Raw genomic sequence first — 15,937 nt, forward strand, 5'->3', positions numbered from 1 at the left:
ACCGGCACGGATTAGGGTGGCCGCGTGGCGAGAGTGCGGTTGAGCGTGGCGGAGCGGCGCGAGGAGTTGCTGCGGGCCGCCATCGAGCAGATCGAGGAGCGGGGCGTGGCGGCGGTCAGGATCGCCGACGTGGCCTCGTCGCTAGGGGTGAGCAACGCGCTGGTGCTGTACCACTTCTCGACCAAGGAGAAGCTGGTAGCCGCCGCGTTCACGTACGCCGCCGAGGACGACCTCGCCCAGCTGCGCAAGCTTCTCGGCCGCCGGACCACGGCGCTGCGACGGCTGCGGTCGGCCGTGCGCTGGTACGCGCCCACGGGGCAGGCCAAGGGCTGGCGGCTGTGGATCGAGGGCTGGGCGGCCTCCTTGCGTGAGCCGGCCCTCCAGGAGGTGACCCGCGATCTCGACAAGCAGTGGAAGGCGGCGATCGCCGAGGTCATCGCGGAGGGCGTGGCCGCGGGCGAGTTCGGATGCCCGGACCCGGCCGCCTCGGCCCTTCGGCTGACGGCCCTGCTCGACGGACTCGCCGTCCAGCTGACCTCGTACCCGGGCGCCGTGTCCCGGGCACGCGCCCAGGAGTGGGCGGACGAGGCACTGGCCCGGGAACTCGGGCTGGGAGCCGACACGTTGAGCGCCCAGGAGCGCTGAAGGGGTGGGCCCGACCGGCCAAGGGACCCTCGAACCAGCCTGACCGGCCCAAAGGCCTTCAGACCAACCCCACCGGCCCGAGGACCTTCAGACCAGCTCGACCAGCCCAAGGACCTTCAGACCAGCTCGACCAGCCCAAGGACCTTCAGACCAGCTCGTACACCGCCGTGACCGTCGCCGTGGCCTTGATCTCCCCCGGCGTCAGCGGTACTGCGCCGAAGCCGGCCGGCGCGTCCGCGGAGATCGGCGGGGACGGGGCGAAGTAGCCGGTGCCGCCCTCGTTCAGGGAGACGAGGCGGCCGAGGTGAAGGCCGCTGAGACTGGCGTACTGGGCGGCCTTGGCGTGGGCGTCGTCGTGCGCGGCCTCGCGGGCGCGGGCCTGGAGCGGGCGCCGGTCGTCGAGGTCGAAGACGACGGAGGCGATGCGGCCCGCGTCGCCGGTGGCGTCGGTGACGGCCTGGAGGAGCGCGCCGGTGGCGGCCGGTTCGCGGACCTTGATCGAGAAGGACTGGGCGGCCTGGTAGCCCTTCAGCGTGGCCTCGCCGTCCGTGTAGTCGTAGACGGGGCTCAGGGAGACGTTCTCGGTCCGGATGTCCCGGTCGGCCACGCCTTGAGCGCGGACCGCCTCCAACAGCGCGGCGGACGCCGTGTTCTGCGCCTCCAGCGCGGCCTGCGTCGTCTTGCGGACGGCCTCCACACCGGCGCCGACCAGGGCGATGTCGGGCTCGCCGACCGCACTGCCCTCGCCGGTCACGGTGACGGTGGCCGGAGCCGTGGCGACGGCGAGCGCGGAAGCGCGGCCGCCGGTGCCGGCCGCGAGGGCCGCCGGGGCCGCGACGGTGGGCAGACCCAGGGCCAGGAGGATCACGGCGACCGCCGTGACCGGCGTACGGGGATCGGGCATGCGCGTCCGGTCCTTCCGGGGTGGGGTGACAGTGCGGTCATCCCAGCACCACGTCATGGACCGGACCGCGCACCACTCCCGCGCGGTCACCTCACTGGTGGAGCACGCCCCTGGTCAGGCCACCTTGGCGATCCGCATCTTGATGTCGTCCGGGGACAGCGCGCCCTTGGCCGTCACATGGTCGCCCGAGGACTCGCCGCGCAACCGCCGCCCGATCCACGGCACGAGGTACTCCCGCGCCCAGTGGACGTCGTCGCGTCGCACGTCGAGCGTGCCGCGGGGCGGGAGCGGGGGCCACGGCTGGTCGGGGTCCGCGGGGACCTCCAGGCCGAGCACCTGGCCCGCGCGCAGCGCCACGCGCGTGTGCCCCTCGGGAGAGAGGTGGAGCCGGTCGCCGTCCCAGGCCCGGCGGTCCTGCACGGTCTTGAGCGACCACAGGTCGAGCACGGGACAGCCGTACCGGTCGGCGATGGCCCGCACATGTCCGTTGTACGTCGCGATCTTGCCGCGCAGGTGCTTGAGCACCGGCACGCCGCGAGTGTCGAAGCCGGTCGTCACCATGACGGTGCCGGCGACGGCGGTGAGCCGCTCGATCGCCCGCTCGAAGCGCTCGGCGACCTCGTCGGGGTCGGTGCCGGGACGGATGATGTCGTTGCCGCCCGCACAGAAGGAGACCAGGTCGGGGGCGAGTTCCAGGGCCTTCGGGAGCTGGTCCTCGAAGATCTGGTCGAGGAGTTTCCCGCGCACGGCGAGGTTGGTGTACCGGAAGTCGCCCTCGGGACGCCGGTCCGCGAGAAGCACCGCGAACCGGTCGGCCCAGCCGACGAACGCCCCGTCGGGGCCGGGATCGCCCACGCCCTCGGTGAAGCTGTCCCCCACCGCAACGTACGACCCGATCACTGCTCTGCTGTCACTCTTCGAATCGTCTGCCACATCGGCCCATGATTCCCCTTCGAATGTGACCTACGCGACCGTAAGGAAGGGTTGACGCGCGGTGATATAAGCCACTCCTAAAGTGTTGGCCAAGCCCGGAATACCTCTCCGATCAGGGATGTTGTGGGCTCGACCGCCACACCCGGAAGTCGCTGAAGCGGAAGTGGCTCCATGTGGTGCGGAAGGCGAAGTGGCCACCGGTGTACGGCTCGGGGTCGCGGTAGTCGAAGACGAGCTGCCCGTTGACCCACCACCGCTGGGTGGAGCCGTCGGAGACGATCCGGACCCGGTGCGGCCGGTTGGCCGCGAGCAGCGGCTCCGTGTAGTCGTAGATCAGCGGCCGCACCCCGGCCTCGCCGACGTAGCGGCGCAGCCGGGTGGTGGTGTTGGTGTTGGCGCCGTAGCCGACGTAGTACGTCCTCAGGTAGTCGTACTCGGCCAGGGCGCCGCCGCGTTGTGTGGCGAAGAGGTCGTCGGGGGAGCGGACGTCGGTCGCGTTCCAGAAGTTGTTGAGGTCGGAGACCCGGTCGTTGACGCCGCCCGCGGAGACGGGGGTCGCCGTGTACTCGATGACGTACGGACCTTCGAGGCGCCGGCGGAACCAGATCGTCGCGCCGGCGGGGACATCGGACTCCAGGACGCCGCGGGAAGCGGTGACGGTGCCGCCCTTCTCCAGCTCGACGGCCCACTGGCCGAGGCCGTGGCGGAAGTCGTCGTGGGCGAGGAGACGGCGGTGGCGGGGCGTCGCGCTCGCGCCGGTGGCGGGGGCGAGGGCAGCGAGGGCGGCGCCTGCGGCGAGGGCTCCGAAAGCTCTACGCGTGGTGGTCATGGGAGACGGCTCCTTCCAGAAGGGCGATCAGTCGGTCGGCCACCTTGCGATGGCCTTGGGCGCTGGGGTGGACGTCCCCGTTGAAGTCGCCCTCCGCCGGGGCGAGCCAGCCGCTGGTGTCCACGAACTCGACACGTCGGTCCGCGAGTTCGGCGACGACGGCCGCGATGTCGTCGGCGTGTGCCCCGGTGAAGGGCCGCAGCGCGAGGATGCGCGCGTGCGGTGCGGCGGCCCGCAGCGTGTCCAGGTAGGCGCGGTAGGCGGCGCGGAACTCCGCCGAGCCCCAGGCGGTGTCGTTGGTGCCCTGGTTCACCACGATCACATCGGCGCGCCGGTCCGAATAAGCCCTGGATCCCGCGTAGTTCCAGCCGTACGCGTCGGACGCCGTCGGCACTCCCCCGTTGCCCGTCCGGAGCACGCCCTGCCGTCCGAAGCCGACCTGGGTCAGGGAGGCGTGCAGGGCGTCGGCGACCAGCGTGGGGTAGGCGGCGGTGCCGTCGGCGCAGTCCGAGGCGTTCACCTCGCACAGGGCCATGACGCCCTGCGTGACGGAGTCACCATAGAAGGCGAACCGCGGCTTGTGCACCGGCCGTTGCGGCAGCAGCCGCCCGCGCACACCGGTCAGCACGACGCCGGTCTCCAGGGGCGGGGTCCACCGGTTGGCACGGGAGAACACGTCCTTGACCGACAGTTCGACCCGGTGCGGGCCGCGCCCGGCGGCGGTGATCTCGAGGTCCTCACGGTCGACGGCGTACAGCCGTTTCCGGCCACCGTCGACGGAGACGTAGATCTGCGCGGGCACGGTGACCGACGAGACGTCGAACAGGGCGTGGACGCTGTCCCCGGTGAACCGGAAGCCCAGCCGGGAACCGGAGTTGACGGTGACCGCCGCCTCCGCGGTGCGACCCCAGTGGCCCTCGTAGGCCAGGCGCCGGTCGTCCGGCCGTACGAGGTCCTCGGCGGCCCTCACGGGCTGCACCGCCCCCATGACCAGGCCCGCGGCCACCGCAGCGATCAGTGCGGAACGTCTCATGACGGGATCCGATCGCCGATCAGGGCGAGGTTCTGGATCGCCGCGAGCGCCCACTGGGCCGAGGAGTTGGTGGAGATCCAGGGGATCTCCTCGGTCGTCCGCAGCACGGCCGGCGCCTTGATCGTCACCGGGTTCCAGTCGTTGGACGGGAAGTAGGTGTCGCTGCCGGTGAAGAACTCCTTCCATGCGCGCGTGGCGAGCGTCGGGTCGTCCTTGTGCCGCGCCGCGTAGGCGGTGATCCGCGAGTGCGCGGCGGGCAGCGCCGACTTCCAGGTGGAGCCGGTGAGTTGCTTCTTCTGGGCGTCGGTGGCGTTGTAGTACTGCGCGTAGTTCAGCCAGGCGGTGCGGAACTCGGGCTCCTCGTCGCCGAACAGGGACACGAGTTCGCTGTTGGTCTCGACGAGGCCGAAGACGGCACTCAGGTGGGACACGCTCACGGCCGTGCTCGTGGTGATCGCGAATTCGCCGGTGTCCGCGTCGAGCAGACCCGTGCCGGTGAAGAAGCCGTTGGGCTGCGCGGCAATCGTCCGCAGCGAGTTGACCAGCTTGGCCTTCGCCTTCTCGGCGTTCGGACCCCGTCGCTCCCACTCGGTGAGCCAGGCCGCCGAGATGCCGCCCCAGTCGGTGCCGAAGCCGACCGACAGCGCGTGCCGGTCACCGGGCGTGTAACCGTCGGTGCGGACCTTGCGCTGCGGGTCGACCGCCAGGAACGTCCGTTCCACGTCGACGAGTTCGGACAGCAGGTCACCGGTGCGTTCGTCGCCGGTGAGGAAGTACAGGAAGCGGCGGTTGGCGGCCGTGGAGATGCGGACCTGCTTGGCGCTGTCCGCCCAGTGCTGCACACCGTGCCGGGTGCCCAGGCCTGCCCACTTGCCGAGGTGGTAGACGTCGACCTCGCCGGTGTGCCGGGTCATCGCCTCGGCGAACCGGAACACCTCGGCGGAGCCGGTGCGCAGGAAGTGGTACCAGAGCCAGAGGTCGGTCCCCAACTCCGAGTTGTCCCAGGCGTATCCGCCGACGTCGTACCGCCAGACGTGCCGGTCGTTGTCGTAGGTGTGCTGGACGTCGCCGTAGTCGAGGAAGCCGTACCAGCGGTGTTGTTCACGCTGGTCGCGGTAGTAGGCGAACAGGTCGTCGAGACGGTCCTCGATCGCCGAACGCGCCGCAGTGGACCGGTCGACGGGCGCCCAGTCGCCGAACACCCCGGCGGCGTGCAGCCGCCCGGGCGTCGCGGTGAGCAGCGGCGGGGTCGCGACCGCGACGGCCTGCGCGGCGAGAACACCGGCGGGCGGGGTCTTCTCGACGGCCCAGAAGGTCAGTTCACTCGTGCGTGCGATGCCGTACGGGGTGCCGAAGCCCGGCTCGTAGTCCTCGTACGTGATCTCCAGACCGCCGTCGGACTGCTCCTCGTACGTGTCCTGCCCCAACCCGTCGTGGTAGAAGCGCAGGTCGAGCGGCTGGGCCTCCGGCGAGTACAGCCATACGGTGGCCTCGGCGGCGTCTCCCGCCGCTCCGCGTACGTCCAGCTGGGCCGGGTGGCGCTGCCAGAAGTCCCGCAGCCCGAAGGAGAGTCCGCCGCTCGCCCCGCCGACGTAACCGAGGCCTGCGGCACGGCGGCCGGCCGCGGCGTGGATCCAGCCGTAGCCCGCCTTGGTGCGCTTGCGGACGGTGTAGCCGTCGGCGTTGGGCTGGGTCAGGGTGTAGTCGCCCCAGGCCGGGATGTAGGCGAGGCGGTCGGCGACCCGGGTGTCCCAGGTCGCGGTGTCGGGCAGCCGCTCACCGGCGATCTGCGCGGCGCGCAGCGCGGCCCCGGGGTCGCGGCGCAGTCCGGTGATGCCCTGGACGGCCTCCCCGAACAGACCGCCGCCGGAGTCGGCGAACCGCACATGGCGGTCGTAGGGCCGGTCGCTCAGCGGCACGGTGAAGCGGACGCCCAGACCGCGCAGGAAGTCCCCCCGGTCCGAGCCCGGCGTCTGCTCGCCGTCCCAGACGAAGGTGTGCACCAGCCGGAAGGAGTCGGCACCGGCGAAGAAGGAGAAGCGCAGGGTGTACGGCAGCCAGGCCCGCCCGCCGTCGCGGTGCCGGCCCTCGACGCGGACGACGGCCCGGACCGGACCGTCCTGCTCCACCTCGACCTTCTCGACCCGGCCGGCGAAGTGGGAGACGTCCGCGCCGTCCCGCACCGACTCCTGCCGCAGGGCGACGAGCCTGCCGTCGCGGGCGATCTCGGCCGACCCGCGCCGCACACTCCGTACGACGGTGTCGGAGCCCTTGACTCCGAAGACGGCCGTGATGACACCGGTCGACACCTCGACGCGGCCCGCGGACCGGGTGACCGCGACCTTCTGCTCCGGTGTGGCCGGGGTGCCCGCCGCGAGCTTGTAGGCGGAGGCCTTCGCAGCGCCCGGCGCGAGGGCGTGCGCCGTCCACTTCACCGAGCCGTCGGGCCAGTGGCCGGTGACCCAGCTCTGGACGGGGACGTCGTCGCCCGCGGCGGTCGTCAGCCGGAAGGTCTGCCCCGGCCGGTGCGCCCCGCGCGCCCATGGCACGCCCCAGGTGGTGCCTGCGTGGACGTCGGGCGCCGAGCCCTCCAGCCAGTGCAGTTCGGTGTCGTCGGGGTCCGCCGCGGCGGCGGTGCGGGACAGCGCCCAGGAGAACTGGGCCACGGCGGCCGCGGCTGCGGCGCCCTTGATGACGGTGCGTCGGTCGACGCCGGGCACGGGGACCTCCGGATGCGGGTGCGGATGCCATGACGGGCAGAAAGCGCTTGCATCGCTTCGGAGTTCACTGTGGTCCCAGCCTCCCCTCCCTGTCGACGGTTCGGGCAGCCGCGCCACAAGACCGCAATGAACCGATCATGAAACGGCAAGACCCCACACCGAAGGCCGGACCCGGGGATCGGGATCCGGCCTTCGGTGGCATCGGGGGGAGCGTCAGCCGACGGCGACGCCCTTCGAGCGGAGGTACGCGACCGGGTCCACGTCCGAGCCGTAGTCCGGCGTCGTCCGGATCTCGAAGTGGAGGTGCGGACCGGTCACGTTGCCGGTGGCACCGGAGAGGCCGACCTGCTGGCCCTCGGTGACAGTCTGGCCGGACGAGACCGACAGCGAGGACAGGTGGGCGTACTGCGCGTAGTAGCCGTCGGCCAGCTTGATGACGACCTGGTTGCCGTACGCGCCGCCCCAGCCGGCGGAGACGACGGTGCCCGCACCCACGGCCTTGAGCGGGGTACCGGTCGGGACGACGAAGTCGACGCCCGTGTGATAGCCGCTGGACCACATGCTGCCGGCCACGTGGTAGCCCGTGCCGACGGTGGCGCCGGAGACGGGCAGGGTGAAGCCACTGGAACTGCCGGCCGACTCGCTGCTCCGGGTGGCGGTCGTCGTGTCCGAGGAGGACGAGGACTTCTCGGAGCTCGTCGACCTGTCCGCGCTCGCCGGCTTCTCGGTCCTCGCCGCCGCCTTCTTGCCCAGCGTGAGCTTCAGGCCGGGATGGATGAGCGAGGGGTCGGAACCGACGGCCTCACGGTTGTCCGAGTACAGCTTCTTCCAGCCGCCGGTGACGTGCTGTTCGTCGGCGATCTTCGAGAGGTAGTCGCCGGCCCTCACCGAATAGGTGCGCACGGTCGCGGTGTTCGCGGCGCCCTTCTTCTGCGTGGCCTTCTCGGTGGCCGTCTTCGCGGCGACCGGAACGGACTGGACCGCCTTTTCAGAAACGGACTGGCCGGTGGCCGCGTGGGCGCCGGCGGCCCCCATCAGAGGCAGGGCGAGTGCGGCGCCACCGGTTCCGGCGACGGCGATCGAGCGGGTGAGCCGCTGGGACTTGGGGCGGCGGTGCTTACCCTTCGCGGGCATGGGGAATTCCTCTCCGGCGCCTGCGAGGTGAGCTGTCGGGTGCGGACTGGAGATGTCCGGACGCACCGAGGTGCGACTTAACCCCAAGCCTGTTCCGGAAGACCGGTCCAGGCGGTTGTACCTGTGGGTCCCCCGCTCCTGCCGTTCACGGGTGAGTTGTGCGGATTCCGGTCGGCGGCAGGATTGGGCGTCCGTCCGGATTGGTGGCGAACGTAAGCGAGGAAGACGCAAAGGGACAAGTAAGAGGTTCCAGGGTGATTGCGTTCCTCTTGATCCGCCGCGAAATTCACGGTCACCCTCCGTGTTGTGGCGGCCTTCCCGGAACGCAATCACCCAGTTTTTGACGGCGAATTACGTGAACATGACGGACGACTCAGGGTCACCGATATGACGCTGCTCACGTGCCGTTTTCACAGCTTCCCCGATTCCAGAGCGAGTTGGAATGAAGGCTACGCAAGCCGTCAATTCGGACAGAAAGTTCAGATGCGACGCAGTCGCAGAACTGCCGCATCCAGATCGCCCCGCAATCCCACCCGCAGCCCGTGATGCTGCAATACGGCTCCTCTGTGGATTTCGCCCGTTTCGCGGCATTCATACGAGGCCGTGGGGTCGAGGCCGCGCAGACGGAGCGCCGGAACGGGTTCGCCGTACCGCTGCGACTGGAGCCAGGCCAGGACGACGGTCTCGTCCCCGAGGACGTACTGCACGGCGCTCAGTCCGTCGCCCTGCGGCGCCCGCAGCCGGTACTGGTCGCCACGCTGCACGAGCGGCCGGATGCCCTTGTAGAGCTCCACCCACTCGCGGGCCTCGGCGAGCTCCTCCTCGGTCCACTCCGTGAGGTCCCCGCCCACCCCGAGCACTCCGGCCATGGCGCTGACGAAGCGGAAGCGCAGCGAACTGACCCGCCCGTTGAGCTGGGTGTTGGGGCTGTCGGTGACCCAGGCGGCCATCACGCGCGCGGGGTGGATCTGGCTGAAGCCGTGCTGGATGGCGAGCCGGTCGAGCGGGTCGGTGTTGTCGGAGGTCCACACCTGGTCCGTGCGGCTCAGCACGCCGAGGTCGATCCGGCCGCCGCCGCCCGAGCAGGACTCGAAGGCGACGCCGGGGTGGGCGGCCCGCAGCCGGTCCAACAGGGCGTAGAAGGCCTGCACATGGTCGACCCAGAGCCGCTGCGGATAGGCCTCGCCGGGCCAGCCCGCGTCGGTGAAGCAGCGGTTGAAGTCCCACTTCACGTAGTCGATCGGGGCGCTGGACAGCAGGGCGTCGAGCTGCCCCCAGAGGTACTCCTTGACGTCCTCGCGCGCGAGGTTGAGCACGAGCTGATTGCGCAGTTCCGTCCGCTTTCGTCCCGGCTGGAACTGCACCCAGTCGGGGTGTGCCCGGTACAGGTCGCTGTCGGGGTTGACCATCTCGGGCTCGACCCAGATGCCGAACTGCATGCCGAGCGCGTGCACATAGTCGGCGAGGGGCTTCAGGCCGCCCGGGAAGCGGTCCCGGTTGACCGTCCAGTCGCCGAGTCCGGCGCGGTCGCTGGTGCGAGCGCCGAACCAGCCGTCGTCGACGACGAAGAGCTCGACCCCGATGGCCGCGGCTCGCCGCGCGAGGTTCCCCTGCTGCTCCTCGGAGATGTCGAACTGGGTGGCCTCCCAGGAGTTGAACAGCACCGGCCGGTCCTGCTCGGCGTCCGGGATGACGTACGTCCGCTGGTAGGCGTGCCACGCGCGGCTGGCGCCGCCGAAACCGCCGTCGCTCCACAGCCCGGCGAAGACGGGGGTGGTGAACGCCTCCCCCGCCGCCAGGCTCAGCAGCCCCGACTCGTCGTACCCGGCACCGCCGGTGATCTGCACGCGCGCGTCGGGGAGCTGGGCCACCGCGATCCGCCAGGAGCCCGACCAGCCGAGCGCGCAGGCGTAGACCTCGCCGCGCTCCTCGCCGGCGTCGGTGTCCAGGGCGACCCAGGGCAGGTGCTGGTGGCCGGTGTGGCCGCGGCGGCTGCCGATGACCTTCTCACCGTAGGTGAGGGGGGCGCGCACGAGCCGGGACTCGGCGGCCCAGCGGCCGTGCAGCTGGGAGAGCCGCCAGTCCTCGCGGTCGGGCAGCGTCCAGGTGGCGGAGTCGGCCCGCAGCAGCTCCAGGGCGTCGTCGCCCTGGTTCTCCAGGGTGGTCCAGCGCTCCACCACGTCGCCGCGCATCCGGTAGTGCAGCGTGACGACGAGGCCGCCGTCCCGGAACCGCAGCCGCAGCTCGTCCGTGGCCGTGTCGGTCTCGTACGTCTCGAAGCTCCACTCGGTGCCGCGGCGCTCGCCGGTGCGCACCGACAGGGCGGGGCGGACGAAGCGAGGGCCGCCCTCGACCGGGTACTCCTCGCGCCCGTCGAGCGGGGACTCGAAGGGCCAGTAGTCGGGCAGCGGACGGACCGCGAGCGCCTCGGCGTCCGCAAGGGCGATGGTGGGGCCCCAGTGCAGATGCAGCAGCTCGTCGCCCTCGGTGAGGTGGACGGCGTAGCTGCTGGCGGGCCCGGTCAGGAGCCAGGTGCGGCCGTTGGGGGCGATCTCCAGCATGGAACCTCACAGATACGAACAGGGGCGAACAGTGGCACTCAAGTGTCAACATCATCGAGGCCTGAGGTGCCCGGATGCAAACGCCTGTGGACAACTCATTGCCCCAGGAACCTATGTCGTATCGTCAGGAGCGTGCCCGTCGACGAGCCGCGGCGACGGGGCCGGCTGGGAGGAGCCCCCGTGACGCAGCAGATCCCGTCGACCGAGCCCGAGCTGGCCGGAGTGCGCAACTTCCGTGATGTGGGCGGTCTGCCGACCGAGGACGGCCGGCGGGTGCGGTACGGAGTGCTGTTCCGCAGCGGCCATCTCGCGCACGCCACCGACGAGGACGCCGCGTTCCTGGACTCCCTGGGGCTGCACACGATCTTCGACTTCCGCAACGCCTCGGACCAGAAGCTGGAGGGCCCGGACGTCGAGCTGCCGGGGGTGCGCAATGTGAACCTGCCGCTGAGCGACCCGGCGGACGGCGCGGAGTTCTGGAAGATGGTCCGGGACGGCGAGATCGAGCAGCTGCGCGAGATCCTCGGCGACAACAAGGCGGCGAACCGGATGATCGCCTCGTACCGGAAGATCGTGAAGGAGCGCACCGCCGAGCACGCGCGCGTGCTGCACTCCCTCGCCGAGGACAGCGTCCCCGCGCTGATGCACTGCGCGGCGGGCAAGGACCGCGCGGGTCTGTCGATAGCGGTGACGCTGCTGGCGCTCGGGGTGGAGCGGGAGGCGATCGTCGCCGACTACCTGGAGTCCAACGCCAAGCACCGCCGCTACAAGGTGAAGCGCAGCAGCAGCTCGGCCGCCGCCTACTCCCCCGAGGTCATGGAGCTGCTCGCGCCGCTCTTCGACGCGCGCGCGGAGTATCTGGAGGCCGCCTTCGAGACCATCGAGGAGACCTGGGGCGGCGTCGACGCCTATCTGGAGCAGGGGCTCGGCATCACGCCGGAGATCCGGGAGCGGCTGCGCGAGCGCCTGCTCGACTGACGGTTCACTGCACCGCCTTACTGCCCGGCGCCCACCTCGAAGAGCAGGTAGATGAAGGCCGCGAACACATGGCCGACCGCGATGTAGATGATCAGCCGCACCCACAGGGCTCGCGGGAACTTCTCCTCCATGTCGGTCATGGCGTCTCTCCAGGGGTCGGGCCCAGGCACAGGGTGGCCGTGGGGCTCTGCAGCAGGGTGTGGACGAAGAGCAGCTCGGTCCCGTCGGGGTCCTGGGCCGCGATGCGGTGCGGGGTGAGCGAGTCGAAGTGCGCGCTGTCGCCGGGGCCGAGCCGGTGCGTGGTGTCCCCGAGGCGCAGTCGGAGCCGGCCGCGCAGCACATACAGCCACTCCTCGCCGGGGTGGACGCGCACGATGTCGCCCTGTGAGCCGTACGGCACCTGCACCCGCAGGGCCTGCATGCCGCGTCCGGCCGCCCCGGCCTGCCAGTAGGTCCAGCCTCCGGCGGCGGTCGGTTCCATCTCGGCGGCGCGCACCACGGCGTCCCGTTCGGTGACCGTCTCGCCGAGCAGTTCGGAGACCGTCGTACCGTAGACACGGGCGAGCGCGAGCAGCATCGGCAGCGAGGGCTGGCGCTGCCCGGTCTCCAGCCGGGAGAGGTGCGCGGGCGAGAGGCCGGCGCTGCGGGCGGCGGCCTCCAGCGTCAGGGAGGCGCGACGGCGCAGGGCCCGCAGCTGCGGCGCGACGGCGGGCAGGGCGTCGGCGGGCGGGGAGTCGGCCGGGCCCGGCTCGGATTCCGGAGAGCTCATGCTCTCCATTCAGCCGGAGGCTTGCCTCTGCGGCAAATTTCTTGCCTCAGAGGCAAAAAGCCTCCTGGGCGGACGGCTACCTGTTGGCCACCGCCTGCTTCACGAGCGTCTTGCCGAAGTCCCACATCAGCCCGCCCCCGCCGTGCGCGTCGTCCATGATCTCCGTGAAGGCGTCGACGAAGCGGTCCACCTCCCGTTCCCCCACCGTCAGCGGCGGAATCAGCTTGATCACCTCCAGGTGATCGCCGGACACCTGCGTCAGGATCCGGTGCCGCTGGAGCAGCGGTACGACGACCATCTGGGCGAACAGCCCCTTGCGCGCGGCCTGGAGCATCGCCCAACGGCTGCGCAGCGCCAGCGACTTGGGCCGCCCGAACTCGATGCCGACCATCAGGCCCCGGCCGCGCACGTCGGCGAGCAGCTCGTACTTGTCGACGAGCGCCCCGAGCCGGGACTTCAGCAGTTCGCCCGTCGCCCGGGCGTTGGCGACGATCTGCTCGTTCTCCATGACGGACAGCACCGCGAGGCCGGCCGCCATGGCCTGCGCGTTGGACCCGAAGCTCGCCGAGTGGATCAGGACGCGGTCGATCGACGAGTAGACCTTCTTGAAGATCCAGTCCTTGCCGAGCGTGGCGCCCACGGGCACATACCCGCCGGACAGCGCCTTCGCCACGCACACCAGGTCGGGTTCGACGCCGTCCTCGTGCTGGTAGGCGTAGAAGTCGCCGGTGCGCCCGAGCCCGGTCTGCACCTCGTCCGCGATGAGCAGCGCCTTGTGCTTGTGCAGCAGCTCCTGCGCGGCGCGCAGATAGCCGGGCGGCGCCTCGTGGACGCCCTTGCCCTGGATCGGCTCGACGATCAGGGCGGCGACGTCGCCCTTCTTCAACTCCCTTGCCAGGGAGTCGAGATCACCGAGGGGTACGGCGGTGTCGGGCAGCAGCGGGGCGAAGCCGTCCCGGAAGCCGTCCTCGCCGTTGACCGACAGCGAGCCGGTGGTCAGGCCGTGGAAGGCGTGGTCGCAGTACAGGACGCGGGGCTTGCCGGTGGCGCGGCGGGCGAACTTCAGTGCCGTCTCGACCGCTTCGGTGCCGCTGTTGCCGAAGAAGACCCGGTCCAGATGCGGGCTGTGTGCGAGCAGCTTCTCCGCCAGCAGCCCGGGCAGCGGCTGGCAGTCGAAGCGGGTGAGGTCGGCGAGGCCGGCGTCGAGGACGTCGTGCAGCGCCTTGCGGACGACGGGGTGATGGCGCCCCAGGCCCATCACCCCGAACCCGGCGAGCATGTCCAGGTAGTCGTTGCCGTCGGCGTCCCAGAAGTAGGCGCCCTCGGCCCGCTCGTAGACCTTGTCGAAGCCGATGGTGTGCAGCATGCGCGGGAGCTGGTGGTTGAGGTACTTGGTGTGCAGCTCGTAGCGCTCGGCTCCGCGTTCGGCGAGGAGTCTGCCGAGGTCGAACTCGGTGGTCATTCAGCCTTCTCCTTCATGGGGCCGTCGGCTTGCTCCTCGACGGCCGGCGTCTCCTCGGCCTCCTTGACGGCCAGCGTCTCCTCGGCCTCCTTGACGGCGAGGCTCGCGCTGATCTGCCCGGCGATCTCGACCGGCGTGAGTCCGATGTCGGCGAGCACCTCGCCGCGCTTGGCATGCGCGAGGAACTGCTCCGGGATGCCGAACCGCCGTACGGGTACGTCGACTTCGGCGTCTCCCAGGGCCAGCGCGACCGCGGCGCCGACCCCCGCCGCCCGGCTGTTGTCCTCGACGACCGCGACCAGCCGGTGCCCGGCGGCCAGGCCGGGCAGCGCCGGGTCGACCGGCTTGACCCAACGGGGGTCCACGACCGTGCAGTCGATGCCCCGGGCTTCGAGCAGCTCGGCGGCCTGGAGGCAGACGGGCGCCATGACGCCGACGGCGACGAGCAGCACTTCGGGCGTCTTGGCGCCGCGGTGCAGCACGTCCAGGCCGCCCACCCGGTCCACCGCCGGGATCGACGGTCCGACCGACTCCTTCGGGAACCGCACCAGCGTCGGCGCGTCGTCCACCGCGACGGCCTCCCGGAGCTGCGCCCGCAACTGGTCGGCGTCGCGGGGCGCGGCGATCCTGAGGCCGGGGACGACCTGGAGGATCGACATGTCCCACATGCCGTTGTGGGAGGCACCGTCGACGCCCGTGATCCCGGCCCGGTCCAGGACGAAGGTGACTCCGCAGCGGTGCAGGGCGACGTCCATCAGCAACTGGTCGAAAGCGCGGTTCAGGAAGGTGGCGTACACGGCGACGACGGGATGCAGGCCACCGGTCGCGAGCCCGGCCGCCGAGACGGCCGCGTGCTGCTCGGCGATGCCGACGTCCCACACCCGGTCCGGGAAGCGTTCGGCGAACTTGCCGAGGCCCACCGGGTGCAGCATGGCCGCCGTGATCGCCACGACGTCCTCGCGCTCCTGACCGATCCTGACGATCTCGTCGCCGAACACCGAGGTCCAGGAAGGCCCGTTGGACGGCGAGAGGGGCTCGCAGGTGAGCGGGTCCATCACGCCGACGGTGTGGAAGTGGTCCTCCTCGTGGGCGAGGGCGGGTTCGTAGCCGCGCCCCTTCTCGGTGAGGCAGTGGATGAGGACGGGCCCGTGGAAGCGTTTCGCGCGCCGCAGCGCCGACTCGACGGCGCCGATGTCGTGTCCGTCGATGGGGCCGACGTACTTGAGCCCCAGGTCCTCGAAGAGCCCCTGCGGCGCGAAGGCGTCCTTGAAGCCCTTCTTCGCCCCGTGCAGCGCCTCGTAGACCGTCATGCCGATGACGGGGGTGCGCTGGAGCACGTCCTTGCCCCAGGCCAGCACCTTCTCGTAGCTGTCGGTCGTGCGCAGGGTGGCCAGGTGGTTGGCGAGGCCGCCGATGGTGGGTGCGTAGGACCGCTCGTTGTCGTTGACGACGATGATCAGCGGCCGGTCCTTGGCGGCCGCGATGTTGTTCAGCGCTTCCCAGGCCATGCCGCCGGTGAGCGCGCCGTCGCCGATGACCGCGACCACATGCCCCTTCTCGCCCTGCACCTGACGGGCCTTGGCGAGTCCGTCGGCCCAGCCGAGCGCGGTGGAGGCGTGGCTGTTCTCGACGATGTCGTGCTCGGACTCCTCGCGCGAGGGATAGCCGGACAGACCGCCCTTGCCGCGCAGCTTGGAGAAGTCCTGACGCCCTGTCAGGATCTTGTGGACGTAGCTCTGATGGCCGGTGTCCCACACGATGCGGTCGACCGGCGACTCGAAGACCCGGTGGAGCGCGATGGAGAGTTCCACCACCCCCAGGTTGGGCCCGAGGTGTCCGCCGGTCCTGGCGACCGAGTGCACCAGGAACTCTCTGATCTCTTCGGACAGTTCACCGAGTTCCGTCTCGGACAGCGCCTTCAGGTCGCGTGGTCCCCGGATGTTCTCCAGAATCGTCACGCTCGGGCCCC

The 15,937-nt window shown here is 70.9% G+C and carries 13 protein-coding genes and 1 riboswitch; of the genes, 2 read left to right on the plus strand and 11 right to left on the minus strand.

The genetic code is table 11. The features are described 5' to 3' along the window. Positions 1 to 24: 24 nt before the first annotated feature. A complete protein-coding gene (locus ACFUO4_RS06150; RefSeq protein ID WP_383480350.1) occupies positions 25 to 645 on the plus strand; it encodes a TetR/AcrR family transcriptional regulator in 621 nt (206 codons plus the stop codon). Between the two features lie 145 nt (positions 646 to 790). Here ACFUO4_RS06150 and ACFUO4_RS06155 read toward each other — a convergent pair whose 3' ends face one another. The 7 genes from ACFUO4_RS06155 to ACFUO4_RS06185 form a co-directional block, all read right to left on the minus strand. Next, the gene (locus tag ACFUO4_RS06155) at positions 791 to 1,549 is read right to left on the minus strand and encodes an SIMPL domain-containing protein (RefSeq protein ID WP_383480352.1); all 759 of its coding nucleotides are present in this window, start codon (positions 1,547 to 1,549) and stop codon (positions 791 to 793) included. A gap of 114 nt (positions 1,550 to 1,663) precedes the next feature. Continuing rightward, complete coding sequence (locus ACFUO4_RS06160; RefSeq protein WP_383482331.1) at positions 1,664 to 2,449, minus strand: SGNH/GDSL hydrolase family protein; 786 nt, start codon at positions 2,447 to 2,449, stop codon at positions 1,664 to 1,666. Between the two features lie 145 nt (positions 2,450 to 2,594). Next, positions 2,595 to 3,311, minus strand: coding sequence for a DUF6250 domain-containing protein (locus ACFUO4_RS06165; RefSeq protein WP_383480354.1), 717 nt, complete (start codon positions 3,309 to 3,311; stop codon positions 2,595 to 2,597). Then, complete coding sequence (locus ACFUO4_RS06170; protein ID WP_383480356.1) at positions 3,295 to 4,344, minus strand: GDSL-type esterase/lipase family protein; 1,050 nt, start codon at positions 4,342 to 4,344, stop codon at positions 3,295 to 3,297. The genes ACFUO4_RS06165 and ACFUO4_RS06170 overlap by 17 nt, the downstream gene beginning before the upstream one ends. Next, entirely contained in the window at positions 4,341 to 7,064 is a 2,724-nt protein-coding gene (locus ACFUO4_RS06175; RefSeq protein WP_383480358.1) for a Tat pathway signal sequence domain protein, read from the minus strand. The genes ACFUO4_RS06170 and ACFUO4_RS06175 overlap by 4 nt, the downstream gene beginning before the upstream one ends. Positions 7,065 to 7,277: 213 nt before the next feature. Further along, on the minus strand, positions 7,278 to 8,198 hold the full coding sequence (locus ACFUO4_RS06180) for a peptidoglycan DD-metalloendopeptidase family protein (protein WP_383480360.1): 921 nt from the start codon (positions 8,196 to 8,198) through the stop codon (positions 7,278 to 7,280). Positions 8,199 to 8,202: 4 nt separating this feature from the next. Continuing rightward, a riboswitch (cyclic di-AMP (ydaO/yuaA leader) is annotated at positions 8,203 to 8,371 on the minus strand. 306 nt (positions 8,372 to 8,677) lie between these two features. Next, positions 8,678 to 10,759 carry an alpha-galactosidase gene (locus tag ACFUO4_RS06185; RefSeq protein ID WP_383480362.1) on the minus strand — a complete coding sequence of 694 codons (2,082 nt, stop codon included), beginning with the start codon at positions 10,757 to 10,759 and terminating at the stop codon, positions 8,678 to 8,680. 180 nt (positions 10,760 to 10,939) lie between these two features. On the opposite strand from ACFUO4_RS06185, the gene ACFUO4_RS06190 reads away from it, so the two are divergent. Continuing rightward, positions 10,940 to 11,737 (plus strand): tyrosine-protein phosphatase, encoded by a 798-nt coding sequence (locus ACFUO4_RS06190; protein ID WP_383480364.1) that lies wholly within the window; start codon positions 10,940 to 10,942, stop codon positions 11,735 to 11,737. A 17-nt stretch (positions 11,738 to 11,754) separates the two neighbouring features. Here the strand turns inward: ACFUO4_RS06190 and ACFUO4_RS06195 are convergent, their stop codons facing one another. The 4 genes from ACFUO4_RS06195 to dxs form a co-directional block, all read right to left on the minus strand. Then, complete coding sequence (locus ACFUO4_RS06195) at positions 11,755 to 11,877, minus strand: DUF6126 family protein (RefSeq protein ID WP_079308396.1); 123 nt, start codon at positions 11,875 to 11,877, stop codon at positions 11,755 to 11,757. After that, on the minus strand, positions 11,874 to 12,506 hold the full coding sequence (locus ACFUO4_RS06200) for a helix-turn-helix domain-containing protein (RefSeq protein ID WP_079308395.1): 633 nt from the start codon (positions 12,504 to 12,506) through the stop codon (positions 11,874 to 11,876). The genes ACFUO4_RS06195 and ACFUO4_RS06200 overlap by 4 nt, the downstream gene beginning before the upstream one ends. Before the next feature lie 76 nt (positions 12,507 to 12,582). Continuing rightward, positions 12,583 to 13,968, minus strand: a complete 1,386-nt coding sequence (locus ACFUO4_RS06205; protein WP_383480367.1) for an aspartate aminotransferase family protein — start codon at positions 13,966 to 13,968, stop codon at positions 12,583 to 12,585. Continuing rightward, positions 13,965 to 15,926, minus strand: coding sequence for a 1-deoxy-D-xylulose-5-phosphate synthase (dxs, locus tag ACFUO4_RS06210; RefSeq protein ID WP_383480369.1), 1,962 nt, complete (start codon positions 15,924 to 15,926; stop codon positions 13,965 to 13,967). Before dxs ends, ACFUO4_RS06205 begins: the two co-directional genes overlap by 4 nt. Between the last annotated feature and the right edge of the window lie 11 nt (positions 15,927 to 15,937).

This window comes from Streptomyces sp. NPDC057280 (assembly GCF_042668605.1).
Lineage (GTDB): Bacteria > Actinomycetota > Actinomycetes > Streptomycetales > Streptomycetaceae > Streptomyces.